This is a genomic window from Aquipuribacter aurantiacus (genome assembly GCF_051216895.1).
In the GTDB taxonomy this organism is placed as follows: Bacteria; Actinomycetota; Actinomycetes; order Actinomycetales; family JBBAYJ01; genus Aquipuribacter.
Genome location: NZ_JBPKAO010000015.1, coordinates 19,889 through 44,613 on the forward strand (window position 1 = coordinate 19,889; position 24,725 = coordinate 44,613).

Sequence of the window (24,725 nt, forward strand, 5' to 3'; positions counted from 1 at the left end):
GGATGAGGGCATGTCCCTGCTTCCCGACACCTCGCTGGTCACCCGCGAACGTCACGCCCTGGCCGACGCCCTGCTCACCGCGGGGGCCGCCGCGCCCACGCTGTGCGACGGCTGGGACGTCACCGACCTGGCCGCCCACCTCGTGGTCCGCGACCGCCGCCCCGACGCGACCGCCGGGATGTTCCTACCGCCGCTGGCCGGGCACCTGGACCGGGTGTCGGCCGGTGAGTCCGCCGCGGGGCTGGGGACCATGGTCGAGCGGTTCCGGTCGGGCCCGCCGCTCTGGTCCCCGTTCCGCCTCCCCGGCGTCGAGGCGGTGGCCAACCTGGCCGAGTTCGTCGTCCACCACGAGGACGTCCGTCGCGCGCAGGGCCTCGGACCGCGCACCGACGTGGCCGACCTGCAGGAGGCCGTCTGGCGGGCCCTGCCCGGTGTGGCGCTGATGACCCTGGCGCGCACCCGCGTGCCCGTGGTCGCCGTGCACGCCGACGGCCGGCGGCGGGTGCTGTGGCGCGGTCCTCACCCCGTCGTGCTGACGGGCGAGCCCGTCGAGCTCCTCCTGCTGCTGTTCGGTCGCAGCGACGCGGCCCAGGTCGAGGTCGACGGCCCCTCGTTGTCCGTCACCCGGTTCCGGGACGCGCCCCAGGGCGTCTGAGCCCGCACGGCGCGTGCGGCCGGGGCGGAGCCGGCCGGGCGCGGCCGGGGCGGAGCCGGCCGGGTGACGGACCCCGCGGTCAGCCCCGGACGGCGCCCCGGACGGGGTGGCCCGCCGCGGCCAGCGCCGCCTTGACGTCACCCACGGTCATGGTGCCGAAGTGGAACACCGAGGCGGCGAGGACGGCGTCGGCCCCGGCGTCGACCGCGGGGGCGAAGTGCTCGAGCGCGCCCGCGCCGCCGGAGGCGATGAGGGGCACCCCGACGACCCCGCGCACCGCGCGCAGCATCGTCAGGTCGAAGCCGGCCTCGGTCCCGTCGGCGTCCATCGAGTTGAGCAGGATCTCGCCCGCCCCCAGGGCGGCGCCGCGGGCGGCCCACGCGACCGCGTCGATCCCGGTCCCGGTCCGACCGCCGTGGGTGGTGACCTCCCAGCCGCTGTCGGTGCGCGTGCCCGGGGCGCAGCGGCGGGCGTCCACGCTGAGGACGAGCACCTGGCTGCCGAACCGGTCGGCGATGTCGGCGATCAGCTCGGGCCGGGCCACGGCGGCGCTGTTCACGCCCACCTTGTCCGCGCCGGCGGCCAGCAGCCGCTGGACGTCGTCGGGGGTGCGGACGCCGCCGCCGACCGTGAGCGGCACGAACACCTGCTCGGCCGTGGCCCGGACGACCTCCAGCGTGGTGGCTCGCCCGGCGGAGCTGGCGCTGACGTCCAGGAAGGTGATCTCGTCGGCTCCCTGGGCGTCGTAGCTGCGGGCCAGCTCCACCGGGTCGCCGGCATCGCGCAGGCCCTGGAAGTTGACGCCCTTGACGACGCGCCCGGCGTCGACGTCCAGGCAGGGGATGACACGGACGGCCAGGCTCACGCCGGTATCCTGGCAGGTCGGACCTCGACCCCGGGCCGCCGGGTCACCCGGCCGCGCGCCACGGCCGACGGGCTCCACCGACCGCCACAGCAGGAGGACGACCCGATGCCGGACGCGCAGGACGCCCCGCGCGCGGCCCGACCCGACGCTGCCCCGCCGAGGGTGGCGCGCGGCTCCGACGGGGGCTGGGGACGGCGGACGGCCAGGCGGCACCGCCGGGTGACGGTGCTGTCGGTGCTGGTCGTGGGGCTGCTGCTCGTCGCCGCGGTCGCCGTCGGCGTCGGGTTGCTGGGCGAGCAGGACGACGAGGCCGTCGAGGCGCCCTGCACGGGCGGCCCGACGGTGGAAGTCGTGGTGGACCCGACCCTGGCTCCCACGCTGGAGCGGGTGGTGGCCGAGTCGGGCCGTCAGCTGCTCAGCACCGGGGTCTGCGCCGACGTCACCGTGGTCTCCCGGGACTCCGCGGCGGCCGCCGACCTGCTGGCGGCCGCGGCGGACCCCTCCGACGTGCCGCAGGTCTGGGTGCCGGACTCCTCGCTGTGGCTGGGGCGCGCGGTCCCGGCCGACCCCGGGAGCGCGGACAGCGGGGACGGCGCGGACAGCGCGGACAGCGCGGACGAGGCCCTGGGGAGCCCCGCCCCCGAGGCCCCGGCCACCGGTACCGACGGGTTCGTGGCGCTCGCGCAGCTCGGGTCGTTGGTGTCCACCCCGTTGGTGCTGGCCACGAGCCCGGAGGCGGTGACCAGCGAGGGCTGGGCCGAGGCCGGGCCCACGTGGCAGGCGGCCCTCGGTGCGGGGCGGGACGTGGCCCTGCCGCCGCTGCCCGACAGCGCGGTGGGCCTGCAGTCGCTGGTGGCCCTACGGACCTCGGTCACGGACCCCGACGAGGCCCGCGCTGCGCTGACCAACGCCGCCCTGGCGGTCGACCGCGGCCGGGTGGCGGACCCGGCCGCGGCGATGGCCGTCGCCGTGGCCGGCGGCACGGAGGCCCCGCTGGCGCCCACCACCGAGCAGCAGGTCTTCGTGGCCAACCGCGGTGACGGCACCCCCGCGGTCGTGGGGGTGCAGCCCCGTGACGGCACGACCAGCCTGGACTACCCGCTCATCCGGGTGGACACCGCGCAGTCCGAGGCCGGCGTGGACGCCGCCGCCGTCGAGGGTGTCCTCAGGCTGCTCGAGGGCGAGGGTCGCGCGGCGGCGCTCGTGGACGGCTTCCGCGAGCCGCTGCCGGCGGCGGACGTCGTGTCGGGCGCACCCTCGGCGTCCTCGTCGGGCGAGACGTCGGCAGCGTCGCCCGCGCCGCCCGCGCCGCCCGCGCCGCCCGCGCCGCCCGCGCCGCCCGCGCCGCCCGCGTCGTCGGGCGAGGCGTCGCCGACGCCCGGCCGCCCGGTCGTCCCGGTGCCGACGGCCGCGGACGTGGACGTCCTGCTCGCCCAGCTGGCGGAGCTCAGCCGGCCCAGCCGGCTGCTGGCCGTCGTCGACGCCAGCGCGTCCATGCGGGGCGTGACCGGCAGCGGGGCCACCCGCGCGCAGATCGCGCAGGACGCGTCCACCCGCACGCTGGCCCTGCTCCCGGACTCCGCGGCCGTCGGGCTGTGGTTCTTCGCGATCGGCATGGGCGACGGCACGGACCACGACCAGGTGCTCCCCCTGGCGCCGCTGGACCCCGCGGCGGGCGACCAGCGGGCGCAGCTGGTCGAGGGCATCGCCACGCTGCCGGACCGGCTCACCCCCGGCGGGACGGGCCTGTACGACACGACGCTGGCCGCGGTGCGGGCCGTCCGCGAGCAGCACGACCCGGAGGCGTCGAACTCCGTCGTGCTCATCACCGACGGCCGGGAGGAGGACCCGTCCGGCATCAGCCGCGAGGAGCTGCTGGCCACCCTGCAGGCCGAGGCCGACCCGCAGCGCCCGGTACGGGTCGTCGCGATCGGCATCAGCGACGACGTCGACGCCGACGAGCTGACCGCGATCGCCGAGGCCACGGGCGGCGCGGCCTACCTGGCCGAGCGCCCGGAGGACTTCGAGGCGGTCCTGCTGGACGCCCTCGCCCGCCGCTGAGGCCCGGACAGCCCGGGAGACCCGGACGGCCCGGACCGCCGCGACAGGTCGACGGTCACTCCAGGACGAGGATCAGGTCGCCGCCCTCGGTCTGCTGGACCTCGCCGACGGCGAGCCGGGCGACGGTGCCACCCCGCACCGCGGTGATGGCCGCCTCCATCTTCATCGCCTCGATGCTCGCCACGGTCTGGCCGGCCTCGACCTCGTCACCGACCGCGACGCGCAGCGTCACGACGCCGGAGAACGGGGCCGCCACCTGACGGTCGTCACCCGGTTCGGCGCGCTCGGTCGGCTTGGAGTCGACCTCGACGGCCCGGTCCCGCACCTGCAGCGGTCGCAGCTGGCCGTTGAGGGTGGCCAGCACGGTCCGCATCCCCTTGGCGTCGGCGTCGCCGACGGCCTCCAGCCCGGCGATGAGCTGCACGCCCCGACCGAGCGAGATGGTGTGCTCGGTCCCGGCCCGCAGGCCGTACAGGTAGTCCAGGGTGTCCAGCACCGACACGTCGCCGTAGGTCTCCCGCACCTCCGCCAGCTGCGCGGTGGGCCCCGGGAACAGCAGCCGGTTGAGGGTGTCGCGCCGCAGCGCGGGGTCGGCGTCGGCCGCCAGCGCCGCCTCGTCGTCGGGGCTCACCTCGGCGTCGCGCACCGGCGCGGTCCGGCCGGCCAGCGCCTTGCTGCGGAACGGCTCGGGCCATCCCCCGGGCGGGTCGCCGAGCTCCCCGGACAGGAACCCGATCACCGAGTCCGGGATGTCGAACCGTGACGGGTCCTCGGCGAAGGCCGCCGGGTCGGCCCCGACCGCCACCAGGTGCAGGGCCAGGTCCCCGACGACCTTGGACGACGGCGTCACCTTGACCAGACGGCCCAGGATCCGGTCCGCGGCCGCGTACATCCGCTCGACCTGCTCGAAGCGCTCCCCCAGTCCCAGGGCCAGGGCCTGCTGGCGCAGGTTGGACAGCTGCCCGCCGGGGATCTCGTGGTCGTAGACCCGACCGGTCGGGCTCGACAGGCCCGACTCGAACGGCCGGTAGGTGGTGCGGACGACCTCCCAGTAGGGCTCCAGGTCCTGCGCCGCGCGCAGCGAGATCCCGGTGTCCAGGTCGGTGTGCGCGGTGGCGGCGACGAAGGCCGACAGCGGCGGCTGGCTGGTGGTGCCGGCCATGGTGGCCGTGGCCACGTCCACGGCGTCGGCCCCGGCCTCCACCGCAGCCAGCAGGGTCGCGAGCTGCCCGCCGGCGGTGTCGTGGGTGTGCAGGTGCACGGGCAGGTCGAACCGCTCCCGCAGGGCCGTGACCAGCCGAGGCGCGGCGGTGGGCCGCAGCAGGCCCGCCATGTCCTTGACCGCGAGCACGTGCGCCCCGGCGTCGACGATCTGCTCGGCCAGGCGCAGGTAGTAGTCGAGGGTGTACAGCTCCTCGGCGGGGTCGAGCAGGTCGCCGGTGTAGCAGAGCGCGACCTCGGCCACCGCGGTGCCGGTGGCCCGGACGGCGTCGATCGCCGGCCGCATCTGGGTCACGTCGTTGAGGGCGTCGAAGATCCGGAAGACGTCGATGCCGGTGCGGGTGGCCTCCTCGACGAAGGCCTCCGTCACCCGCGCCGGGTAGGGCGTGTAGCCGACGGTGTTGCGCCCGCGCAGCAGCATCTGCAGCGCCACGTTCGGCAGGGCCGCCCGCATCGAGGCCAACCGGTCCCACGGGTCCTCGCCCAGGAACCGCAGCGCCACGTCGTAGGTCGCCCCGCCCCAGCACTCGACGCTCAGCAGCTGGGGCATGGTGCGCGCCACGTGCGGGGCGACCGCGAGCAGGTCGGTGGTCCGGACCCGGGTGGCCAGCAGCGACTGGTGGGCGTCGCGGAACGTGGTGTCGGTCAGCAACGGGACGGGGCAGGCACGCAGGTGGGCCGCGAACCCCTCCGGTCCCAGCTCCAGCAGCCGCTGGCGCGAGCCGTCGGGCGCCGGCACCGACAGGTCGGTCGGCGGCAGCTTGAGGGTCGCGGGCAGCTCGACGGGCGACTCGCCGTGCGGGCGGTTGACGGTCACGTCGGCCAGGTAGGTCAGCAGCCGGGTGCCGCGGTCGGCGCCGGGGCTCGCGGTCACCAGGTGCGGCCGCTGGTCGATGAACGACGTCGTGAACCGGCCCGCCTGGAAGTCGGGGTCGGCCAGCATGGCCTGCAGGAACGGGATGTTGGTCGCCACCCCGCGGATCCGGAACTCCGCCAGCGCCCGACGGGCGCGGGCGACGGCGGTGCCGAAGTCCCGCCCGCGGCAGATCAGCTTGGTGAGCATGGAGTCGAAGTGCGGGCTGATCTCGGCGCCGGCGTAGGCCGTGCCGCCGTCGAGGCGGATGCCCGCGCCGCCGGGGTTGCGGTACGTGGTGATGCGGCCGACGTCGGGCCGGAACCCGTTGGCCGGGTCCTCGGTGGTGATCCGGCACTGGATCGCCGCGCCGTTGACCCGCAACCGGTCCTGGGTCAGGCCCAGGTCGGCCAGGCGGGAGCCCGAGGCGATGAGCAGCTGCGAGGTCACCAGGTCGACGTCGGTGACCTCCTCGGTGATGGTGTGCTCGACCTGGATGCGGGGGTTCATCTCGATGAAGACGTGCTCACCGGCCCGCTCGCCCTCGGTGGCGACCAGGAACTCGACCGTCCCGGCGTTGCGGTAGCCGATGGCCCGGGCGAACGCGACGGCGTCGCGGTGCAGGGCCTCCCGGGTCGTGGGGTCCAGGTCAGGGGCCGGGGCGATCTCGATGACCTTCTGGTGCCGCCGCTGGATCGAGCAGTCCCGCTCGAACAGGTGCACCACCTCGCCGTCGTCGTCGGCGAGGACCTGGACCTCGATGTGGCGCGGGCTCAGCACCGCCCGCTCCACGAAGACGCGGGAGTCGCCGAACGCGCCCTGCGCCTCCCGCATGGCCGCGGCGAGCGCCTCGGGCAGCGCCTCGGCGTCGTCGACGCGGCGCATGCCCCGCCCGCCGCCGCCGGCCACGGCCTTGACGAAGACGGGGAAGCCGACCTGCGCCGCGGCCGCGACCAGCTGCTCGGCGTCGTCGGAGGGGGCGGTGGACTCCAGCACCGGCAGCCCCGCCTGCTTCGCGGCCGCGATCGCGGTCACCTTGTTGCCGGCCATCTCGAGGACCTCGGCCGACGGACCGACGAAGGTGATCCCGGCCGCCGCGCAGGCGGTGGCCAGCTCGGGGTTCTCCGAGAGGAACCCGTAGCCGGGGTAGACGGCGTCGGCGCCGCACTCCTGGGCGACCCGGATGATCTCGGCCACGTCGAGGTAGGCCCGCACCGGTGAGCCGCGCTCCCCGATGAGGTACGCCTCGTCGGCCTTGATCCGGTGCACGCCGTTGCGGTCCTCCCACGGGAACACCGCGACCGTGCGGGCCCCGAGCTCGGTGGCGGCACGGAAGGCGCGGACGGCGATCTCGCCGCGGTTGGCGACCAGGACCTTCTGGAACAACGTGACCCCCGGAGCAGGCGGCGACCGTGCGGACGCGGCGAGGCTATCGGGCCGGCACCACGGGTGGGCGCCGAGGTCAGGCGGCGCGGGCGGCGGCCACGGCGCGGGCCAGGTCCTCCAGCAGGTCCTCGGCGTCCTCGAGCCCGACCGACAGCCGGACCACCGCGTCGGTGATGCCCTGCGCGCGACGGACGCTGCCCGACAGCGCCCGGTGGGTCGTGGTCGCGGGGTGGCAGGCCAGCGAGCGGGTGTCGCCCAGGTTGTTGGAGATGTCGACCACCTGCAGCGCGTCCAGGAACGCGAAGGCCGCGCGGCGGCCACCGGCCGGGGTGCCGTCGCCGTCGAGCTCGAGCGTCAGCACCGTGCCTCCCCCGTCCATCTGCGCCCGCGCCAGGTCGTGCTGCGGGTGCGAGGCCAGGAACGGGTGGCGGACGGCGGCCACCCCGGGCTGCTGCTCCGACCAGCCGGCCAGCCGCAGCGCCACGTCGGAGCTGTGACGCACCCGCAGCGGCATGGTCTCCAGGCCCTTGAGGAGCGTCCAGGCGTTGAACGGGCTCAGCGTGGGCCCGGTGTGACGGACCAGGTGCCCGATGTCGCCGTCGACGAGGTCCGCCGGGCCGAGCACGGCGCCGCCGAGCACCCGGCCCTGCCCGTCCATGTGCTTGGTGGCGGAGTACACGACCACGTCCGCCCCCAGGGCGAGCGGGCGGCACAGCACGGGCGAGGCCAGGACGTTGTCGACCACGACGACGGCCCCCGCCGCGTGCGCCAGCTCCGACACGGCCGCGACGTCGACGAGGTCGAGCATCGGGTTGGACGGGGTCTCGAGGAACACCGCCCTGGCCGGGGTGGCCAGCGCCTCGCGCCAGGCGCCCAGGTCGGTGCCGTCGACCAGCTCGGTGACCACCCCCCACCGGGGCAGCACCTCGGTGACGACGACGGCGCAGGAGCCGAACATCGCCCGGGACGCGACCAACCGGTCACCGGCCGCCAGCAGGCCGCCGAGCGCGGCGAACACCGCGGCCATGCCGCTGGCGGTGGCCAGGCACGCCTCGGCCCCCTCGAGCAGGCGCAGCCGCTCGGTGAACGCGGTCACGGTCGGGTTGCCGTAACGGGAGTAGACGAACCGGTCGTTGTCGCCGAGGAACGCGTCCTCGGCCTGCTCGGCGTCGTCGAACACGAACCCGGACGTGAGGTGCAGGGGTTCGGAGGTCTCCCCGACCTCGCTGCGGCGCATCCCGCCCCGCACCGCCGTGGTGTCCCACCGGACGCCCGCCGGCCCCGGGCCGCCCGCGGTGCCCCCGTGCTCCTCGACGTCCTGGCCCCCCGGCACCGCTCAGCCGTCCTGCTCGACCAGCCGGGCGGGGAACCCGCCCGTGGCCACCGGCCCCCAGCGCGTCGGCGTGACCCGCAGCAGCGACTTGCCCTGCTCGAGCATGGCGGCGCGGTACTCGTCCCAGTCCGGGTGCTCCCGACCGAAGGAGCGGAAGTAGTCGACCAGCGGCTCGAGGGCCTCGGGCAGGTCGATCACCTCGCACTCGCCGTCGACCTGTACGTAGGGACCGTCCCAGTCGTCCGAGAGCACCACGAGGGTGACCCGCGGGTCGCGGCGCGCGTTGTGGACCTTGGCCCGCTCGGGGTAGGTCGAGATGACGAATCGGCCCTGCTCGTCGACGCCGCAGGAGACGGGCGAGGCCTGCGGGCTGCCGTCGGCCCGGTGGGTGATGAGCACGACGTGGTGGCGCTCGCGGCAGAACGCCAGCAGCTCGTCGCGCTCGGGGTGACGGGCCGTGGCCGCGGTCCGGCTCACTGCTCGGCCCAGGCGGTCGTGTCGGCCCCGGTCAGGTCGAAGGTGGGCGCCACGACGACGACACCGCCGCCCGCCTCGGCCTCCGGCACCACGAGGCACCAGCTGACCGGGGTGGACGCGCCCGGCTCGACGTCGTCGAGGCCCGAGGCCTGCCCGTCGAACGTGGCGTCGCAGGTGAACTCGTCGTAGCTGGTGCCGGCGGCCGACAGGTAGGAGACGTTCAGCCCGAGGTAGACCCCCTGCGGCTCGTCGGTGGTGTTGGTGACGTCGGCCGTGACGACCACGTAGCGGCCGTCCGCGGCCGGGTTGCCCTGGGCGGCGAGCTCCTCGCCCGCGTCCAGGTCCACCCCGGTGACGGCCACGGCGAAGTCGCCGAGCTCGGCGGTCTCGCCCAGGGGCAGCGCCGAGGCCGGGTCGACCTGGGCCGGGGTGGACGGCAGGAGGTCCTCGAGCTGCTCCTGCAGCTCGTCGAGCCCGCCCGGGCCGGCCGACGGCGACGCGCTCCCCTCCTCGAGCTCGTCGAAGAGCTCGGGGTTCTGCTGCTCGAGCTCCTCCAGGCTGCCGCCGACCGTGGTGCTCCACAGGGTGCCGAAGGCGATGGCGGCGGCGACGAGGGCCGCCAGGACGAGGCTGAGCAGGACCGACACCACGATGCCGGCGATGGCCAGGCCCCGGCCCTTGCGACGACCGTCGCGGGTCCGGACGATCCCGATGATGCTGAGGACCAGGCCGACCGGGGCGAGCAGCACCGCGAAGACGAGCCCGAGCACCGACACCAGGTCGGTCGGCGGCCCGGGGTCGGGGCGCACGCCGTAGCCCGGCCCGGGGCCCTGGCCGTAGCCCTGCTCCTGACCCGGCCCGTACGGCTGCACCTGGCCGGACGGCTGGGAGTACGGGTCGCCACCGGGGGGCGCGCCCTGCCCGGGCGGCGGGCCGTACGGACCCTGCCCCGGCGGCGGCCCGTACGGACCCTGCCCGGGCGGTGGCCCGTAGGGGCCCTGGCCCGGCGGCGGGCCGTTCGGGTCCTGGGGCGGCGGCGAGGAGTCGGGGGGCACGGACATGGTAGGAACGCTAGCGCGCGGCCACGGGCTCCCGGCCCGCCGTCCCGGTCCGGTCGCCGTCCTGCTCCCCGGTCCGCCCCGTGTCGTCGGTGACCGGGGCGGCCACCGGCTCCGGCTCGCCGAACGCGCTGACCGGCGGGCAGGCGCACACCAGGTTGCGGTCGCCCCAGGCCCCGTCGACGCGGTTGACGGGCGGCCAGTACTTGCCGCGCACGGACCCCGACGGGTAGACCCCGAGCCGGCGCTCGTAGGGCCGGTCCCAGTCCCCCACGAGGTCCTCCGCGGTGTGCGGGGCGCGGCGCAGCGGCGACGTGGCCACCTGCCACTCGCCGGACTCGACGCGGGCGACCTCGGCCCGGATCTCGATCATCGCGTCGCAGAACCGGTCGAGCTCGGCCTGGTCCTCGCTCTCGGTGGGCTCGACCATGAGGGTGCCCGCCACGGGCCAGCTCATCGTCGGGGCGTGGAAGCCGTGGTCGATCAGCCGCTTGGCGATGTCGTCGACCGTCACGCCGGCGCTCCTGGCGACCGGACGCACGTCGAGGATGCACTCGTGCGCCACCGTGCCGTTGCGGCCGGTGTAGAGGACGTCCCAGTGCCCGCGCAGCCGCCCGGCCACGTAGTTCGCGGCCGCGATGGCGCGGGTGGTGGCCTCGGTCAGGCCCTCGGCGCCCATCATCCGCACGTAGGTCCACGGGATGGTGAGGATGCCCGCCGAACCGTAGGGCGCCCCGGACACCGGGCCCACGGGGTTGTCGGCCAGCGTGGGCTCCAGCGGGTGACCCGGCAGGAACTCGGCCAGGTGGGCGCGGACGCCGATCGGGCCGACGCCCGGCCCGCCGCCCCCGTGGGGGATGCAGAACGTCTTGTGCAGGTTGAGGTGGCTGACGTCGGCCCCGAACCGACCGGGCCGGGCCAGCCCGACCAGGGCGTTGAGGTTGGCCCCGTCCAGGTAGACCTGCCCGCCCGCGGCGTGGACCTCGTCGCAGATCTCGGTGACGGTCTCCTCGAACACCCCGTGGGTGGAGGGGTAGGTGATCATCAGGGCGGCGAGCCGGTCGCCGTGGGTCCCGATCTTGGCGCGGAGGTCGTCGACGTCGACGTTGCCCGCCTCGTCGCAGGCCACGACCTGCACCCGCATGCCGGCCATGACGGCGCTGGCGGCGTTGGTGCCGTGGGCGCTGGAGGGGATCAGGCAGACGTCACGCTCGCCGTGGCCCTGCGCCCGGTGGTAGCCGCGGATCGCCAGCAGCCCCGCCAGCTCGCCCTGGGCCCCGGAGTTCGGCTGCATGCTGACGGCGTCGTAGCCGGTCACCTCGGCCAGCCACCGCTCGAGGTCGGCGACGACCTGACGGGTGCCGGCGGCCTGGTCGGCGGGGGCGAACGGGTGCAGGTCCGCGAACTCCGGCCAGGTGACGGACTCCATCTCGGTGGTGGCGTTGAGCTTCATGGTGCACGAGCCCAGCGGGATCATCCCGCGGTCCAGGGCGAAGTCCGCGTCGGCGAGCCGGCGCAGGTAGCGCAGCAGGCCCGTCTCGGAGCGGTACCGGTGGAAGACCTCGTTGGTGCAGAACTCGCTGGTCCGGGCCAGGGGGCCCGTGAACCCGGCGGCGGTGACCTCGACCGGCAGGTCGGCGGTCGTCCCCGACACGGTCGCCAGGGTCGCGACCACGGCGTCCACGTGCGCCCCTCGGGTGGTCTCGTCCGTGGTGACGCCCACGTGGGTGGCGTCGACCCGGCGCACGTTGACGCCGCGGGACAGCGCCTCCGCGACCACCGCGTCCGCGTCGGCCACCCGCAGGGTCACGGTGTCGAAGAACGCGGTCGTCTCGACCGTGACCCCCATCGAGGTGGCCGCGGCCGCCACGGCCGCGGCGTGGTCGTGGGCGTGACCGGCGATGCGCCGCAGCCCGTCCGGGCCGTGCCAGACCGCGTACATCCCGGCCATCACGGCCAGCAGCACCTGGGCGGTGCAGATGTTGCTGGTCGCCTTCTCGCGGCGGATGTGCTGCTCGCGGGTCTGCAGGGCCAGGCGGAGCGCCGGGTTGCCCGAGGCGTCCCTGCTGACGCCGACGAGGCGGCCGGGCAGCAGCCGCTGCAGCCCGTCGCGGACGGCCATGTACCCCGCGTGCGGGCCGCCGTAGCCCATCGGGACGCCGAAGCGCTGCATGGAGCCGACCACCACGTCGGCACCCCACTCCCCCGGCGGGGTGAGCAGGGTCAGGACCAGCGGGTCGGCCGCGACGGCCACGCGGGCCCCGGCGGCCACGACGGCCTCGGTCACCGCGCGCAGGTCGCGGACCTGCCCGGACGCGCCCGGGTACTGCAGCAGGGCGCCGTAGACGGTGCGTCCGGCCAGGGCCGCGGCGACCAGGTCGCCGGACGGCTCGGCGCCCGCCCCCAGGTCCAGGTCCACCAGCTCGATGCCCAGCGGCTCGGCGCGGGTGGCCAGCACGGCCCGGGTCTGCGGCAGGACGTCGGAGTCGACCAGGAACACGGCGTCGTCGCCCGCCTTGGTGGCCCGGCGCAGCAGGGTCATGGCCTCGGCGGCGGCGGTGGGCTCGTCGAGCAGGCTCGCGTTGGCCACGTCGAGCCCGGTCAGGTCCGTGACCAGGGTCTGGAACGTGAGCAGAGCCTCGAGGCGGCCCTGGCTGATCTCGGGCTGGTAGGGCGTGTAGGCGGTGTACCAGGCGGGGTTCTGCAGCACGTTGCGCCGGACCACGGGCGGGGTCACGGTGCCGTGGTACCCCAGGCCGATCATGGGCTGGACCACCCGGTTGCGGGCCGCGACGGCGCGCAGCTCGACGAGCGCGTCCTCCTCGTCCAGCGCCGGCGGCAGGTCCAGCGGCTCGTGCTGCCGGATCCCGGCGGGGACGGTCGCGTCGACCAGGTCGGCCAGGCTGTCGAAGCCCGTCGCCCGGGCGTAGGCCTGCGGGTCCGGGACGTGGCCGAGGTGCCGTTCGCTGAAGACCGCGCGCGGGCTCGTGGCGGCCCGGGGGCTCGTGCCCGCGGCCGGGCCGGTCGTCGCGCCGGCGGGCGTGGTCGGGCTGGGCGTGCTGGGGGTGGTGGGCACGAGGCTCCTCGGCGTCCGTGAGCCCTGGACGGGCTCGTCACATCGGACCCCGACAGTCGGGGCGGACCCCTCCTGCGTGCCTGTCCCCTGCGGTCCTGGTGCCTGAGAGGTTCCGGGGAGGTTGCCCCTTCGGCGCCGACGCGGTGGTTCCGAGCGAGTCGCGACGGACTCTCCCGCAGGGTGTGTGCAGCACCGTCAGGTTATCAGCCGGGTAGCGTCGGGGCCGTGATCGTGCTGAGTGTCTGCAGCCTCAAGGGGGGCGTCGGCAAGACGACCGTCACGCTCGGACTGGCCTCGGCCGCGCTGGCGCGCGGGGTGCCCACGCTGGTGGTCGACCTGGACCCGCAGGCCGACGCCACGACCGGCCTCGACGTGGCCGCCCGGCGGGAGTCCACGGTGTCCGACGTGCTGGCCAACCCCCGCCGCAGCGAGCTGGCCAAGGCCATCGCCCCGTCCGGGTGGGCCGGTGACCAGCCCGGCGTCCTGGACGTGATGCTGGGCTCGGAGGCCAGCACCGACCACGACTACGCCACCCGGCCCCGGACGATGCGGACGCTGGCCACGGCGCTGTCCAAGGTGCCCTGGTACGACCTGGTGCTGGTGGACTGCCCGCCGTCCCTGGGCGGGCTGACCCGCACCGGGCTGGTGGCCAGCGACCGGGCGCTCGTGGTGAGCGAGCCCGCGATCTTCTCCGTCGCGGCCGCGGACCGGGCGCTGCGGGCGATCGACGCCCTGCGCAGCGACGAGGCCCGTCACCTGATGCCGCTGGGGATCCTCGTCAACCGGTTCCGGGAGCGCTCCCCCGAGCACCGCTACCGCCTGGAGGAGATGACGGGGCTGTTCGGCCCGCTCGTGCTGCGACCCCCGCTGCCCGACCGCTCGGCCGTGCAGCAGTCCCAGGGGGCGACCACCCCCGTCCACCGCTGGCACGGCCACGGCGGGGCCGAGCTGGCGGCGGCGTTCGACTCCCACCTGGACCGCGTGCTGCGGGCGGGCGGCACGCGGCGGGCGGCGCGCTAGCGACGGGCCCGCCGGCGGGCGGGGCCCCGTCGACCTGCCTCAGCCGGCCTCGCGCGCGGCGCGGCGACGGGCGAGCTCGTCACCGGGCACGTCCACGACCTGCTCCTCGCGCTCGGCCGGGAGCTCGGCCAGGGTGCCCTCCACCTCGCGCCAGACCCGGCCGACCGCGATGCCGAACACGCCCTGCCCGCCCTGGACGAGGTCGATGACCTCGTCGGCGGACGTGCACTCGTACACGCTCGCCCCGTCGGAGATCAGGGTGATGTTGGCCAGGTCCTCGACGCCGTGGCTGCGCAGCACCTGGGTCGCCGTGCGGATCTGCTGCAGCGACACCCCGGTGTCCAGGAGCCGCTTGACGACCTTGAGCACGAGGATGTCGCGGAAGCCGTACAGCCGCTGGCTGCCGGACCCGCTCGCGCCGCGCACGGCGGGCTCGACCAGCCCGGTCCGGGCCCAGTAGTCCAGCTGGCGGTAGGTGATGCCGGCCGCCCGGGCCGCGACGGGGCCGCGGTACCCGGCGGTCTCGTCCAGGTCGGGCAGCCCGTCGTCGAAGAGCATGCCCTGGTCGCGGTCGGAGCCGGCCACGGAGACGGAGCCCGCTCGCGCGGCGCCGTCTACCTCGTGATGTGCCATGCCGGGCTCCTCTCGGGCGGGGCGGCCGGGGACTGAGGTGCCCGGTACCGCTCCGTCACGTCCGACGGTAGGGATCGCCCGACCAAGGGTCAACCACCGCTGGAGGGTTTGGGGGGCGTGTCGTCGCCGTCACCGGCGTCGGGCCGGTCCTCGTCGTCGTCGGTCCGCTCGTTCTCGAGCTCGTCGAGCTCGTCCATCAGGTCCGTCGTGGACGCCGCACCCTCCTCGAAGTCGAAGTCCTCGGGGTTCACGCTGTCGAGGAACTCGCGCAGGCGCTCCACCTCGACCTCGCCCTCGTCCTCGTCCGGCACCGGGACGCCGACCTCGTCCAGCACGGCCTCGGCGCCGAGGATGCGGCAGCCGGCCCGCAGGGCCAGGGCCACGGCGTCGGAGGTGCGGGCCCCGACGGTCGTCCCGCCGTCCAGCACCAGCTCGGCGTAGAAGATGTTGTCGCGGTACTCGGTGATGCGGACCTCTTCCACCGTCCGGCCCAGCGCGGTCACCACGTCCAGCAGCAGGTCGTGCGTCTGCGGCCGGGGCGGCACCAGCCCCTGCTGGGCGAACGCGATCGCACTCGCCTCGGCCGCGCCGATCCACACCGGCAGGTAGCGGTGCCCCTCGCGCTCCCTCAGCAGCACGATCGGGTTGTTGGACGGTGTCTCCACCCGGATGCCGACCACGTCAAGCTCGCGCACGGACGCCACGCTACCCCCGAGCAGGCCCCGGGCGGCGACCGAGGGTCACCCGGCGACGGTGACGGCGGCCCGCGGGGTCAGCGTCGGCCGAGGGAGCCCGCGACGAGGGCGGCGTGCAGGCGCAGGCAGGTGGCGGCCACCTCGCGGGCGGTGTCGGCGACCTCGCCGGAGGCACCCGGGCGACCCGACCGGCGCAGCGGTGCGACCACCGCCTCGACGAGGTCGACCTCCTTGTCCGCTGCGGACCGGAACGAACGGAGGTGCCGGGGCTGGACGCCGTGCGCGGCCAGCGCCGACGCCGCCCGGACGACCTCGACGTCGTCCGGGGAGAACCAGCCGTCGCTCGCGGGGCGGACCAGGCCGTGGCTGAGCAGGTCCGCCACGAGCGCGGGCTCGCAGCCCGCCGCGGCGGCCAGGGCGTCGGCGTCGCGGGCGCCCGCGGAGGCGTCCGCGCCGTCGACCGCGTCCCGCAGCACGCGCACGAACGGGGCCGGCCGGCCCGGCGACGCCGCGGCCAGCAGGTCGGGCCCGACGCCGTCCAGCTGCTCCCGGATGACCCGCAGCGGCAGGAAGTGGTCACGCTGCAGCGTGAGGACGTGCCGCAGCCGGTCGACGTGGGTGTGGGAGAACTTGCGGTAGCCGGACGGGGTGCGGTCCGGCTCGACCAGACCCTGCTCCTCGAGGAAGCGGATCTTGGAGATCGTGACGTCGGGGAACTCCTCGCGCAGCACGGCGAGGACCTCCCCGATGGTCAGTCCGGAGGGTCGGTCGCGGCCCGCCAGAGCCGGGGCGCTCACGCCCCGGTGTCCTCACCGTCCGCCGGGACCAGGTGCTGGCGGGACGGGTGGTACACCAGCCGGTACTTGCCGATCTGGACCTCGTCGCCGGCGTTCAGCACCGCCGACTCGATCCGCTGGCGGTTGACGTAGGTGCCGTTGAGGCTGCCGACGTCGACCACCCGGTACCCCTCGCCGACGCGGCCGAACTCGGCGTGACGCCGGGAGACCGTGACGTCGTCGAGGAAGATGTCGCTGTCGGCGGCACGGCCGGCGGTGGTGCGCTCGGAGTCCAGCAGGAACCGCGCCCCGGCGTTCGGGCCGCGCTGGACCACGAGGAGGGCCGAGCCCTGCGGCAGGGCCTCCACGGCCCGCTGGTCGTCACGCGTCAGCCCGCTCGCGGGGTCGGTGTCGGTGGCCTGGGCGTAGGTGATCGTGGTGTCCACGCCCTGGCCCGGGGTCACCGGGATCGCAGCCGTGCCACGTTGACGCGGCGCGTCCGGGGTCTCCGTCATCGGTTCTCCTCCTCGGTTGGCGCAACCCTAGTGGCCACCCTCATGCTCAGGTAGACGTGTACCGCGTCCGTTCGGTGCCCGTTCACCCGTCCGACCGTGTTCACCCGTCCGTCAACGCCCGGTATGCGGCGTCGTCGAGCAGGGCACCGACCGCGGTGTCGTCGTCGGGGCGCAGCTCGAACATCCAGCCCTCGCCGTAGGGGTCGCCGTTGACCGTCTCCGGCGCCGCCTCGAGGGAGTCGTTGCGCGCCGTCACCGTGCCGCTCACGGGGGCGAACAGCTCGGACACGGACTTGGTCGACTCGACCTCGCCGCAGGCCTGACCGGCGGCGACCACGGTGCCGGGAGCCGGCAGCTCGACGAACACGATGTCGCCCAGCGCGTCCTGCGCGTAGTCGGTGATGCCGACGCGCACGACGCCGTCCTCACCGGTGCGGAGCCACTCGTGCTCGCTGGTGTAGCGGAGCCCCTCAGGCACGTCCACGATCTCACCGCTCTCTGTCAGTTCCGGTTGGCTGTCAGTGCCGGTCGGCTGTCCGGTCCGGTGCCGATCGCTCGACGCCGCGCGAGCAGCGGGTCACTCCTCGGGCTGGGCCGGGCGAGCGTACTCAGGGGGTGCGACGACCCGCAACGCGTCGACGACGACGAGGTCGAGCTCGGTCACCGTGACCGCGTCCCCGAAGCGTTCGAGGCGGGGCACCACCCCGCCCGGGATCCGCAGCGCCGGCTCCATCACGTCGGGGTCGCCGATGGCCCGGATCGTGAACGGCGAGGCGACGACGGTGCCGTCCACGGCGATGCCGCTGCGGTCGGGGGCGTCGACGAAGGACGTGCTGGCGACCACCCGGACGTCCCCGATCTGGATCGCCTCGGCGCCGGCGTCACGCAGCTCCTGCACCGCGTCGAGCATGAAGGCGTCGGTCACGGTGCGCTCCCCCTCGTCCCGGATGACCACCGTGATGCCCGGCCCCTGGGCCGCCACCGTGCCCGCCAGGACCGAGTAGACGGCGAGCCGGTCCCGGGCGGCGCGCTCCGCCTCCGCGCTGGCGTCGGAGCTGGTGAGCAGGGCCTGCCGCTGCGCCTGCAGCTCGCCCGCCTCCTCCTCCAGCCGCTCCCGCCGCTCGCTGACGCCGTCCAGGAGCCGGACCAGCTCCGTCTCCCGCAGGGTGGACAGCCCGGCCTCGGACGTCTGCCGGGCCTGGGTCACCACGGCGAAGCCCAGCAGGAACAGCAGCACGGCCGCGAACACCTGGAACCGGCCGGGCCGACGGCCGACGCCGCTGCGGAGCCGTCGCCAGGCCGACGTGGGGTCGACGTTGTCCGGGTGGTAGGTCACGTCAGGACCCCAGGAGGTGCCGACGGATGGCGGCCGCGTTGGAGAAGATCCGGATCCCGAGGACGACGACGACGCCGGTGCTCAGCTGCGAGCCCACGCCCAGCTGGTCGCCCAGGAACACGACGAACGCGGCGATGACGACGTTGAAGACCAGGGAGACGACGAACACCCGGTCGTCGAAGATGCCCTCGATGACCGCCCGGAACCCGCCGAACAGGGCGTCGAGGGCCGCGACGATGGCGATCGGCAGGTACGGCTGCAGCGCGGGCGGGACGGTCGGCTCCAGGAAGATGCCGACCGCCACCCCGAGCAGCAGCCCGATGATCGCGATCACGACTGACCAGCCTCCTCCTGCGAGCCCTCGCCGGGCCCGACCTCGCCGGGCGCGAGGACCCCCTGCGCGTGGCGCAGCGTCAACCGGGAGGCCGAGGGGAGCTCCAGGTCGTCGGCGACCTCCACGGACACGGCGATACCGTAGCTGTCGCGCAGGAACGCGGCCCACTGCCCGGCCGAGCCCGTGCGGGCCTCCTGCTGCAGCGCGCCGGGGTTGCCGACGGCCGTGATCGTGTACGGCCTCGCCAGCTGCCGCAGGTCGACCACGATGGCGTCGCCCGCGTGCCGGATGGTGCTCAGGGACGTCAGCCGCTGCCCGTTGACCGCGATGCCCTCGGCCCCGGCCGCCCACAGACCGTTGACGACCGTCTGCACGTCGACGTCGCGGACCCGGCTGTCGTCCGAGATCTGGCTCGGTTCGTCGACCCCGTCGGAGGGGGCGTCGTCCAGGACCACGACGACGCCGTCACCGACGACGGGGACCGCCCCGGCCACGACGGCCAGGCGCTCGGTGTCCGCCAGCAACGCGTCGGCCCCCTCGCCGATGGCGGCCGCCTGCTCGGCCTCGATCTCCTGGCGCAGCCGTGAGTTGGACTCCGCCAGCGTGTCCGCGAGCTCGGTGCGGCGCTCGATCTCCGCCTCCAGGACGGCCCGGTCCTGCGCCTCGAGCGGACGCGTCCGCAGCTGGGCGACGCCCGCCCCCGCCACCAGCCCCAGCACGACACCCGCGACGACGACGGACGTCGTCAGCTGCCAGCGTCGCGCGGCCTGGCGGCGGCGGCGTCGCCGCAGCCGGTCACCCCGCCGGTCCTCACCGTCGGGCTTCGGCGCCCCGGACCGGTCCGGACCACCGGGCGCACCGGCCTCGCCCCCGTGAGCCCGCTCCCGACGCCGGGCCGCGGCCTCGTACCCGGGGTCCAGCGGGCGCCGCATGATCTCGTCGAGCAGCGTGGAGGACGAGAAGGCCGACCTAGCCATGCGTCACCGCCGCCGTCGGGTCGCCGCCGCGACGGACCCGGCCCACCAGCACCCAGGTCTGGCGCAGGTAGCCGCCCGCCCCCCAGTAGTACAGCGCCGTCCCCCACAGCAGCACGGCCCACGCCAGCGGGCGCACCACGGCCGACAGCTCGGTGGTGGCCTCGGCCAGCAGCAGCAGCGGCAGGGCCACCAGCAGGGCGAACGTCGCGGTCTTGCCGATGAGGTGCGGCGGCAGCGACGACAGCCCGTGGTGGCGCAGGAAGAGCACGTTGAGGGTCAGGACGACGTCGCGACCCACGATGGCGCCGATCAGCCACCACGGCAGCACCTCGCGCCAGCCGAGGCCCAGCAGGGCGACCGTGACGTAGAGCCGGTCGGCGGCCGGGTCCAGCAGCTGGCCGAGCCTGGTCACCTGGTCCCAGCGGCGCGCCAGCAGCCCGTCGACGTAGTCGCTGAGCCCGGCCAGCAGCAGCACGACGAGCGCTGCGGCGTCCTGCCCGCCGACGATGAGGACCGCGAACACGGGCACGCACAGCAGCCGGGCGAGGCTGATGGCGTTGGGGAGCGTGACAACCCGGTCGCTGACAGCGGTGGTCGTGGCGGCCTCCCCTGGCAGCGTTCCTACCGGTCGAGGCTGCCAGATCGGGGCTGCCCGGTCGACCGGCTCAGGTCGACCGGGCTGGTCCGTCGTGCCTGTCAACCCTGTCGGGACGGCGGGATTCGAACCCACGACCCCTTGACCCCCAGTCAAGTGCGCTACCAAGCTGCGCCACGTCCCGGTCGGCCACGTCTCCGTGACCGCCGGCCGGAATCGTATCGCAGGCTCAGGTGCGCTTCCGACGCTCCCGCGCCCGCACGGTCACCTCGATGGGCGTGCCCTCGAAGCCGAACTCCTCACGGAGGCGCCGCTCGACGAACCGGCGGTACCCGGCCTCGAGGAACCCGGTGGTGAACAGCACGAACGTGGGCGGCCGGACGCCGGCCTGGGTGGCGTAGAGGATGCGGGGCTGCTTGCCCCCGCGCACGGGGTGCGGGTGCGCCCCGACGATCTCCGCGATCAGCGCGTTGAGGCGCCCGGTCGGCACCCGCGACTCCCACGACGCCAGGGCGCGGTCCATCGCCGGCACCAGGCGGTCCAGGTGCCGCCCGGTCATCGCGGACAGGTTGACCCGCGGGGCCCACGGCACCTGGACCAGCTCGGTCTCCAGCTCGCGCTCCAGGTAGCGGCGGCGCTCCTCGTCGACGAGGTCCCACTTGTTCATGGCCAGGACCACCGCCCGGCCCGCGTCGACGGCGTTCTGGACCACGCGGACGTCCTGCTCGCTGAGGATCTCCGAGGAGTCGACGAGCACGACGGCGACCTCGGCGCGCTCGATGGCGGCCTGGGTGCGCAGCCCGGCGTAGAAGTCCGCGCCGACGCTGCTGCGGTGCTTGCGGCGGATGCCGGCGGTGTCCACGACCCGCCAGGTGCGCCCACCCAGCTCGACCATCTCGTCGACGGGGTCGCGCGTGGTGCCGGCGGTCGCGTTGACGACGACGCGCTCGCTGCCCACGAGGGCGTTGAGCAGGCTGGACTTGCCGACGTTGGGCCGTCCGACCAGGGCCACCCGGCGCACGGCGGAGGACTCCGGCGTGGCGGCCGTCCGCTCGGGCAGCACCTCGAGGACGGCGTCGAGCATGTCGCCGCTGCCGCGTCCGTGCAGGGCCGACACCGGGTACGGCTGGCCCAGGCCGAGGGCCCACAGCGCCGTCGCGTCGGCCTCGCCGCGCGCGTCGTCCACCTTGTTGGCCACCAGCACGACGGGCTTGCCCGCCCGGCGCAGCATCTTCACGACCGCCTCGTCGACGGCCGTGGCGCCCACCGTCCCGTCCACCACGAAGATGACGGCGTCGGCGAGCTCGACGGCGATCTCGGCCTGCTCGGCGACCTGCGCGGCCAGCCCCTGGACGCGGGCGTCCCAGCCGCCGGTGTCGACGAGGGTGAACGTGCGCCCGGCCCAGTCCACCGGGTAGCTGACGCGGTCGCGGGTCACCCCGGGGACGTCCTGCACCACGGCCTCGCGCCGGCCCAGGATGCGGTTGACCAGGGTCGACTTGCCGACGTTGGGCCGGCCGACGACGGCCACGACGGGGCGGACGTCCTCGTGCTCCAGATCAGGGTCGTCCAGGTCCCGGCCCAGGACGGCCAGGTCCTCCTCGGCCAGGTCGTAGTCCGCGAGCTGGCTGCGCAGGACGCGCTCGGCGTCGGCGTCGGACACCGCACCCTCGGGCACGGCCCCCTCGGGGGTGGTGGTCTCGGCCGCGCCGTCGGGCTCGCTGCTGTGGTCGTCGGTTCCGGTCACGGTGTGCCGCCTGCCTGTCCTGGGTCCTGGTTCGGGGTGGTGGTGCCGGGGTCGTCGGGCAGCGGCTCGCCGGTGAGGGCGACCGAGTCCTCGACGTGGGCGACCAGGCGCAGCCGCACCTGCTCGGCCGCCGCCCTGAGCGCCTGCTTGCCGGGTACGCCGTCCGGGCGCACCAGGTGGAACGGCTCGCCGTGCACGACGTGCAGGCGCCGGCGCAGCCGGGGCAGACCGCCGGGGCGCTCGCCGGTGCGGCGGGTCCCCAGCACGGCCACGGGCACGACGGGGGCGCCGGACTGCAGCGCGATCCAGGCGATGCCCGTCCGCACCGCCACGACGTCGCCCCGACCGCGCGAGCCCTCGGGGAAGATGCCGGCCACGCCGCCCTCGCGCAGCACGGCCACGGCCGCGGTCAGCGCCGTGCGGTCCCCGCCGGAGCGGTCCACCGGGATCTGCCCCACCTGGTGCAGCACCCAGCCGAAGAAGCCGCGGAACATCTCCTTCTTGACGAGGAACTGCGCCCCGCGACGCCAGTTGGAGGAGTAGACCAGCGGCCCGTCGAGGACGCTCACGTGGTTGACGGCCAGCAGGACCGGCCCCTGCCCGACGTGCTCCAGGCCCCGGACGTCGGTACGCCAGAGCACGTGGGCGACCACGAACCCGACCAGGCGACCCCACCAGCGACCGGGGGCGGTCGGGGCCGTCGGGCCGGTCGCGCCGGGGGGGCTGGTCGAGGTGGCCGGGCTCGCCGGGCTCACGAGCCCCCACCCGCCCGGGACGCCTCCCGCAGGTCGACGGGCGCCGTCGCCTGCTGCGCCCGGTGCACCAGCTCCAGGACCGCGGTCACCGTCTGCTCGAGGTCCAGGTCGGAGGAGTCCAGCTCGAGCACGCCGTCGGCGGCGGTGCGGAACGACGTGACGCGGGAGTCCTTCTCGTCCCGGCCCAGCACGGCCGCGCGGACGTCGGCGCCCCGGCCGGCCCCGCCGAGCTGGCGGGCCCGGCGCCGGACCCGGGCGTCGGGGTCGGCGGTCAGCAGGATGCGGACGTCGGCGTCGGGGGCCACCACGGTCGTGATGTCACGGCCCTCGGCGATGCACCCGGTGGGCGCGCCGTCCATCACGGCCCGCTGCGCCAGCCGGAGGACCTCGCGGACCGCGGGGTGGGCGGCGAGCTGCGACACGGCTGCGGTCACGTCGGCGCCGCGGATGGCGTCGGTGACGTCCGTACCGTCCACGACCACGCGGGCGGTGTCGGGGTCGGTGCTCACCCGGACGTCGGCGGCGCGGGCCACGGCCGCGGTGGCTTCCGCGTCGGCGACGTCCGCCCCGTCGCGCAGCGCGGCCCAGCAGAACGCCCGGTACATCGCCCCGGTGTCCAGGTAGGCCAGGCCGGCACGACGGGCCACCTCGCGCGACACGCTGGACTTGCCGGAGCCCGAGGGGCCGTCGACGGCCACGAGCACCCGGCGGGACCCGGACCGCGGGGCCGTGGCACCCGAGGCCCCACGCGACGAATCGGAGCGCGACGGCACGGACATCGTGGCGGCTCCCGGAGGTCGGTGGCGGAGGGACGGCCCTGACCGGGGCGGCGGCGGGCGACCCCCCAGGTTACCGGCTGGCTAGTCCGGGACCGACCAGCCGCGATCGCGCAACGCCTCGACCAGGCGGTCGCGCGCCGCGGGCAGCACGGACACCTCGGCGACGCCGGCCAGCCGTCCGGGGCTGTGCTCGATGCGCAGGTCCTCCACGTTGACGCCGACCTCGCCGATGGTGCCGATGAGCGCCGCGAGGGAGCCCGGCCGGTCGGGGACGAGGACGGGGACCACCGCGTAGACCGTCGGCGCGCTGCCGTGCTTGCCGGGCACCATCGCCCGCCCCGCGTTGCCCTCGGCCACCAGCCGGGCCAGGGCGCCCACCGGGCCCTGCGGGGGCGGGCGGTGGGCGGGGCCACCGGCCTGGTCGAGCTGCTCCAGGGCCGAGACGGTGCGGTCGAGGTCGTCGCGCAGCAGCCGGAGCTGCTGGGCCAGGGGGGCCGCGTTGCCCGCCAGGATCTGCGCCCAGAGCACGGGGTCGCTGGCGGCGATCCGGGTGACGTCGCGCAGCCCCTGGCCGGCGAGCGCGACCGCGGAGTCCGACGCCCCGACCAGGCGGGCCGCGACCAGGCTGGCCGCCACCTGCGGCAGGTGCGACACCAGGGCCACGGCCTCGTCGTGGGTGGCCGGGTCCAGCTCGACGACCACGGCCCCCAGCCGGGTCGCGGTCTCGCGGACCAGCGCCTTGGCCACCAGCGACGTGCTCCGGTCCGGGGTGAGCACCCAGGGCCGGCCCACGAACAGGTCGCCGCGCGCGGCCATCGGTCCCGACCGCTCGCGCCCGGCCATCGGGTGCCCGCCGACGTACCGGTCGGCGTCGGCGCCCGCGGCGGCCAGCACCTCGGCCACGACGGCGGCCTTCGTGCTGGCCACGTCGGTCACCGTGGCGTGCGGGTAGCGGCGCAGGTAGGCCACGACCAGCCCGGCGGTCACGTCCGGCGGGGCCGCCACGACGACCAGGTCGGGCTGCAGGTCGTCGCCGTCCGGCAGCCGGCCGGCGCCGAGGTCGGCCGCGACGGCCGCCACCGTCGGCGACGCGTCGTGCAGGACGACGTCGCTGCCGGTGGGGCGCAGGCCCAGCCCGATGCTGGCCCCGACCAGCCCCGCGCCTACGACGAGGACACCGGCCGGGACCGGCCCGGGGGGGAGCTCGCTCACTGGGCGATGTCCCTGCGCAGGGCGGCGGCCCCGCGCAGGTAGACGTGCTGGACCGCGTCCCGGGGCCGGTCGGTGTCCACGTGGGCCATCAGCCGGACCACCCGTGGCAGCGCCCCGGGCACGTCGATCTCGACGGTGCACAGCAGCGGCACCGACCCCAGGCCGACCTCACGGGCGGCCACCGCCGGGAACTCGCTGGTCAGGTCCGGCGTCGCGGTGAACACGACGCTGATCAGGTCCTCCGCCGTGAGGTCGTTGGCCGTCATCACGGCCGACACCAGCTCCCGGGTGGAGTCGAGCAGGTGCTCGCGCTCGTCCACGTCCAGCTGGATCGCTCCCCGGACCGCCCTGACCGCCATGGCAGGA

Annotated in this window: 22 protein-coding genes, 1 tRNA gene, 1 pseudogene and 1 riboswitch; of the genes and pseudogenes, 3 read left to right on the top strand and 21 right to left on the bottom strand. The window is 75.5% G+C overall.

Annotated elements, in window-relative coordinates; translation table 11 throughout:
- The first annotated feature begins 10 nt into the window (after positions 1–10).
- Positions 11–655 carry a TIGR03085 family metal-binding protein gene (locus ACR80Q_RS16610; RefSeq protein ID WP_435378763.1) on the top strand — a complete coding sequence of 215 codons (645 nt, stop codon included), beginning with the start codon at positions 11–13 and terminating at the stop codon, positions 653–655.
- Positions 656–734: 79 nt separating this feature from the next.
- Here the strand turns inward: ACR80Q_RS16610 and hisF are convergent, their stop codons facing one another.
- Positions 735–1,520, bottom strand: coding sequence for an imidazole glycerol phosphate synthase subunit HisF (gene hisF / locus ACR80Q_RS16615; RefSeq protein ID WP_435378764.1), 786 nt, complete (start codon positions 1,518–1,520; stop codon positions 735–737).
- A 105-nt stretch (positions 1,521–1,625) separates the two neighbouring features.
- On the opposite strand from hisF, the gene ACR80Q_RS16620 reads away from it, so the two are divergent.
- Positions 1,626–3,581: a VWA domain-containing protein gene (locus ACR80Q_RS16620; protein WP_435378765.1), complete on the top strand. Its 1,956-nt coding sequence runs from the start codon at positions 1,626–1,628 to the stop codon at positions 3,579–3,581.
- A 55-nt stretch (positions 3,582–3,636) separates the two neighbouring features.
- On the opposite strand, the gene ACR80Q_RS16625 is transcribed toward ACR80Q_RS16620, so the two are convergent.
- The 5 genes from ACR80Q_RS16625 to gcvP all read right to left on the bottom strand — a co-directional run bounded on the left by ACR80Q_RS16625 (position 3,637) and on the right by gcvP (position 12,985).
- Positions 3,637–7,041, bottom strand: a complete 3,405-nt coding sequence (locus ACR80Q_RS16625; RefSeq protein ID WP_435378766.1) for a pyruvate carboxylase — start codon at positions 7,039–7,041, stop codon at positions 3,637–3,639.
- Positions 7,042–7,117: 76 nt separating this feature from the next.
- The gene (locus tag ACR80Q_RS16630) at positions 7,118–8,374 is read right to left on the bottom strand and encodes an O-succinylhomoserine sulfhydrylase (protein WP_435378767.1); all 1,257 of its coding nucleotides are present in this window, start codon (positions 8,372–8,374) and stop codon (positions 7,118–7,120) included.
- Positions 8,375–8,377: 3 nt separating this feature from the next.
- Positions 8,378–8,851 carry a PPOX class F420-dependent oxidoreductase gene (locus ACR80Q_RS16635; RefSeq protein ID WP_435378768.1) on the bottom strand — a complete coding sequence of 158 codons (474 nt, stop codon included), beginning with the start codon at positions 8,849–8,851 and terminating at the stop codon, positions 8,378–8,380.
- Complete coding sequence (locus ACR80Q_RS16640) at positions 8,848–9,912, bottom strand: DUF4190 domain-containing protein (protein ID WP_435378769.1); 1,065 nt, start codon at positions 9,910–9,912, stop codon at positions 8,848–8,850. Before ACR80Q_RS16640 ends, ACR80Q_RS16635 begins: the two co-directional genes overlap by 4 nt.
- 10 nt (positions 9,913–9,922) lie before the next feature.
- Positions 9,923–12,985, bottom strand: coding sequence for an aminomethyl-transferring glycine dehydrogenase (gcvP, locus tag ACR80Q_RS16645; protein WP_435378770.1), 3,063 nt, complete (start codon positions 12,983–12,985; stop codon positions 9,923–9,925).
- A gap of 80 nt (positions 12,986–13,065) precedes the next feature.
- Positions 13,066–13,171: riboswitch (glycine riboswitch) on the bottom strand.
- A gap of 39 nt (positions 13,172–13,210) precedes the next feature.
- Here gcvP and ACR80Q_RS16650 point away from each other — a divergent pair.
- The gene (locus ACR80Q_RS16650; protein ID WP_435378771.1) at positions 13,211–14,005 is read left to right on the top strand and encodes a ParA family protein; all 795 of its coding nucleotides are present in this window, start codon (positions 13,211–13,213) and stop codon (positions 14,003–14,005) included.
- A gap of 39 nt (positions 14,006–14,044) precedes the next feature.
- On the opposite strand, the gene ACR80Q_RS16655 is transcribed toward ACR80Q_RS16650, so the two are convergent.
- The 15 genes and pseudogenes from ACR80Q_RS16655 to aroH form a co-directional block, all read right to left on the bottom strand.
- Positions 14,045–14,563: a MerR family transcriptional regulator gene (locus tag ACR80Q_RS16655; protein WP_435378840.1), complete on the bottom strand. Its 519-nt coding sequence runs from the start codon at positions 14,561–14,563 to the stop codon at positions 14,045–14,047.
- Positions 14,564–14,868: 305 nt separating this feature from the next.
- Positions 14,869–15,333, bottom strand: a pseudogene (locus ACR80Q_RS16660) (bifunctional nuclease family protein); the annotation flags it as partial.
- A gap of 77 nt (positions 15,334–15,410) precedes the next feature.
- A complete protein-coding gene (ftsR, locus tag ACR80Q_RS16665; protein WP_435378772.1) occupies positions 15,411–16,130 on the bottom strand; it encodes a transcriptional regulator FtsR in 720 nt (239 codons plus the stop codon).
- A complete protein-coding gene (locus tag ACR80Q_RS16670; protein ID WP_435378773.1) occupies positions 16,127–16,624 on the bottom strand; it encodes an FHA domain-containing protein in 498 nt (165 codons plus the stop codon). The genes ftsR and ACR80Q_RS16670 overlap by 4 nt, the downstream gene beginning before the upstream one ends.
- A gap of 100 nt (positions 16,625–16,724) precedes the next feature.
- Positions 16,725–17,108, bottom strand: a complete 384-nt coding sequence (gene gcvH, locus ACR80Q_RS16675; RefSeq protein ID WP_435378774.1) for a glycine cleavage system protein GcvH — start codon at positions 17,106–17,108, stop codon at positions 16,725–16,727.
- A 93-nt stretch (positions 17,109–17,201) separates the two neighbouring features.
- Positions 17,202–17,960, bottom strand: coding sequence for a DUF881 domain-containing protein (locus ACR80Q_RS16680; RefSeq protein WP_435378775.1), 759 nt, complete (start codon positions 17,958–17,960; stop codon positions 17,202–17,204).
- Between the two features lies 1 nt (position 17,961).
- Positions 17,962–18,294: a small basic family protein gene (locus ACR80Q_RS16685; RefSeq protein ID WP_435378776.1), complete on the bottom strand. Its 333-nt coding sequence runs from the start codon at positions 18,292–18,294 to the stop codon at positions 17,962–17,964.
- A complete protein-coding gene (locus ACR80Q_RS16690) occupies positions 18,291–19,271 on the bottom strand; it encodes a DUF881 domain-containing protein (RefSeq protein ID WP_435378777.1) in 981 nt (326 codons plus the stop codon). Before ACR80Q_RS16690 ends, ACR80Q_RS16685 begins: the two co-directional genes overlap by 4 nt.
- On the bottom strand, positions 19,264–20,001 hold the full coding sequence (locus ACR80Q_RS16695; protein ID WP_435378778.1) for a CDP-alcohol phosphatidyltransferase family protein: 738 nt from the start codon (positions 19,999–20,001) through the stop codon (positions 19,264–19,266). The genes ACR80Q_RS16690 and ACR80Q_RS16695 overlap by 8 nt, the downstream gene beginning before the upstream one ends.
- Positions 19,977–20,050 (bottom strand) — tRNA-Pro (locus ACR80Q_RS16700). The genes ACR80Q_RS16695 and ACR80Q_RS16700 overlap by 25 nt, the downstream gene beginning before the upstream one ends.
- A gap of 45 nt (positions 20,051–20,095) precedes the next feature.
- Positions 20,096–21,613: a ribosome biogenesis GTPase Der gene (der, locus tag ACR80Q_RS16705; RefSeq protein ID WP_435378779.1), complete on the bottom strand. Its 1,518-nt coding sequence runs from the start codon at positions 21,611–21,613 to the stop codon at positions 20,096–20,098.
- Positions 21,610–22,368 carry a lysophospholipid acyltransferase family protein gene (locus ACR80Q_RS16710; protein ID WP_435378780.1) on the bottom strand — a complete coding sequence of 253 codons (759 nt, stop codon included), beginning with the start codon at positions 22,366–22,368 and terminating at the stop codon, positions 21,610–21,612. Before ACR80Q_RS16710 ends, der begins: the two co-directional genes overlap by 4 nt.
- Positions 22,365–23,072, bottom strand: coding sequence for a (d)CMP kinase (gene cmk, locus ACR80Q_RS16715; protein ID WP_435378781.1), 708 nt, complete (start codon positions 23,070–23,072; stop codon positions 22,365–22,367). The genes ACR80Q_RS16710 and cmk overlap by 4 nt, the downstream gene beginning before the upstream one ends.
- Before the next feature lie 156 nt (positions 23,073–23,228).
- Entirely contained in the window at positions 23,229–24,359 is a 1,131-nt protein-coding gene (locus ACR80Q_RS16720; RefSeq protein WP_435378782.1) for a prephenate dehydrogenase, read from the bottom strand.
- The gene (gene aroH, locus ACR80Q_RS16725) at positions 24,356–24,718 is read right to left on the bottom strand and encodes a chorismate mutase (RefSeq protein WP_435378783.1); all 363 of its coding nucleotides are present in this window, start codon (positions 24,716–24,718) and stop codon (positions 24,356–24,358) included. Before aroH ends, ACR80Q_RS16720 begins: the two co-directional genes overlap by 4 nt.
- Positions 24,719–24,725 lie beyond the last annotated feature (7 nt).

Coding starts and splice junctions, on each gene's coding strand:
- ACR80Q_RS16610 (WP_435378763.1), top strand. CDS start 11: ATGTCCCTGCTTCCCGACACCTCGCTGGTCACCCGCGAACGTCACGCC.
- ACR80Q_RS16620 (WP_435378765.1), top strand. CDS start 1,626: ATGCCGGACGCGCAGGACGCCCCGCGCGCGGCCCGACCCGACGCTGCC.
- ACR80Q_RS16640 (WP_435378769.1), bottom strand. CDS start 9,912: ATGTCCGTGCCCCCCGACTCCTCGCCGCCGCCCCAGGACCCGAACGGC.
- ACR80Q_RS16655 (WP_435378840.1), bottom strand. CDS start 14,563: ATGCTCTTCGACGACGGGCTGCCCGACCTGGACGAGACCGCCGGGTAC.
- ACR80Q_RS16670 (WP_435378773.1), bottom strand. CDS start 16,624: ATGACGGAGACCCCGGACGCGCCGCGTCAACGTGGCACGGCTGCGATC.
- ACR80Q_RS16690 (WP_435378777.1), bottom strand. CDS start 19,271: ATGGCTAGGTCGGCCTTCTCGTCCTCCACGCTGCTCGACGAGATCATG.
- aroH (WP_435378783.1), bottom strand. CDS start 24,718: ATGGCGGTCAGGGCGGTCCGGGGAGCGATCCAGCTGGACGTGGACGAG.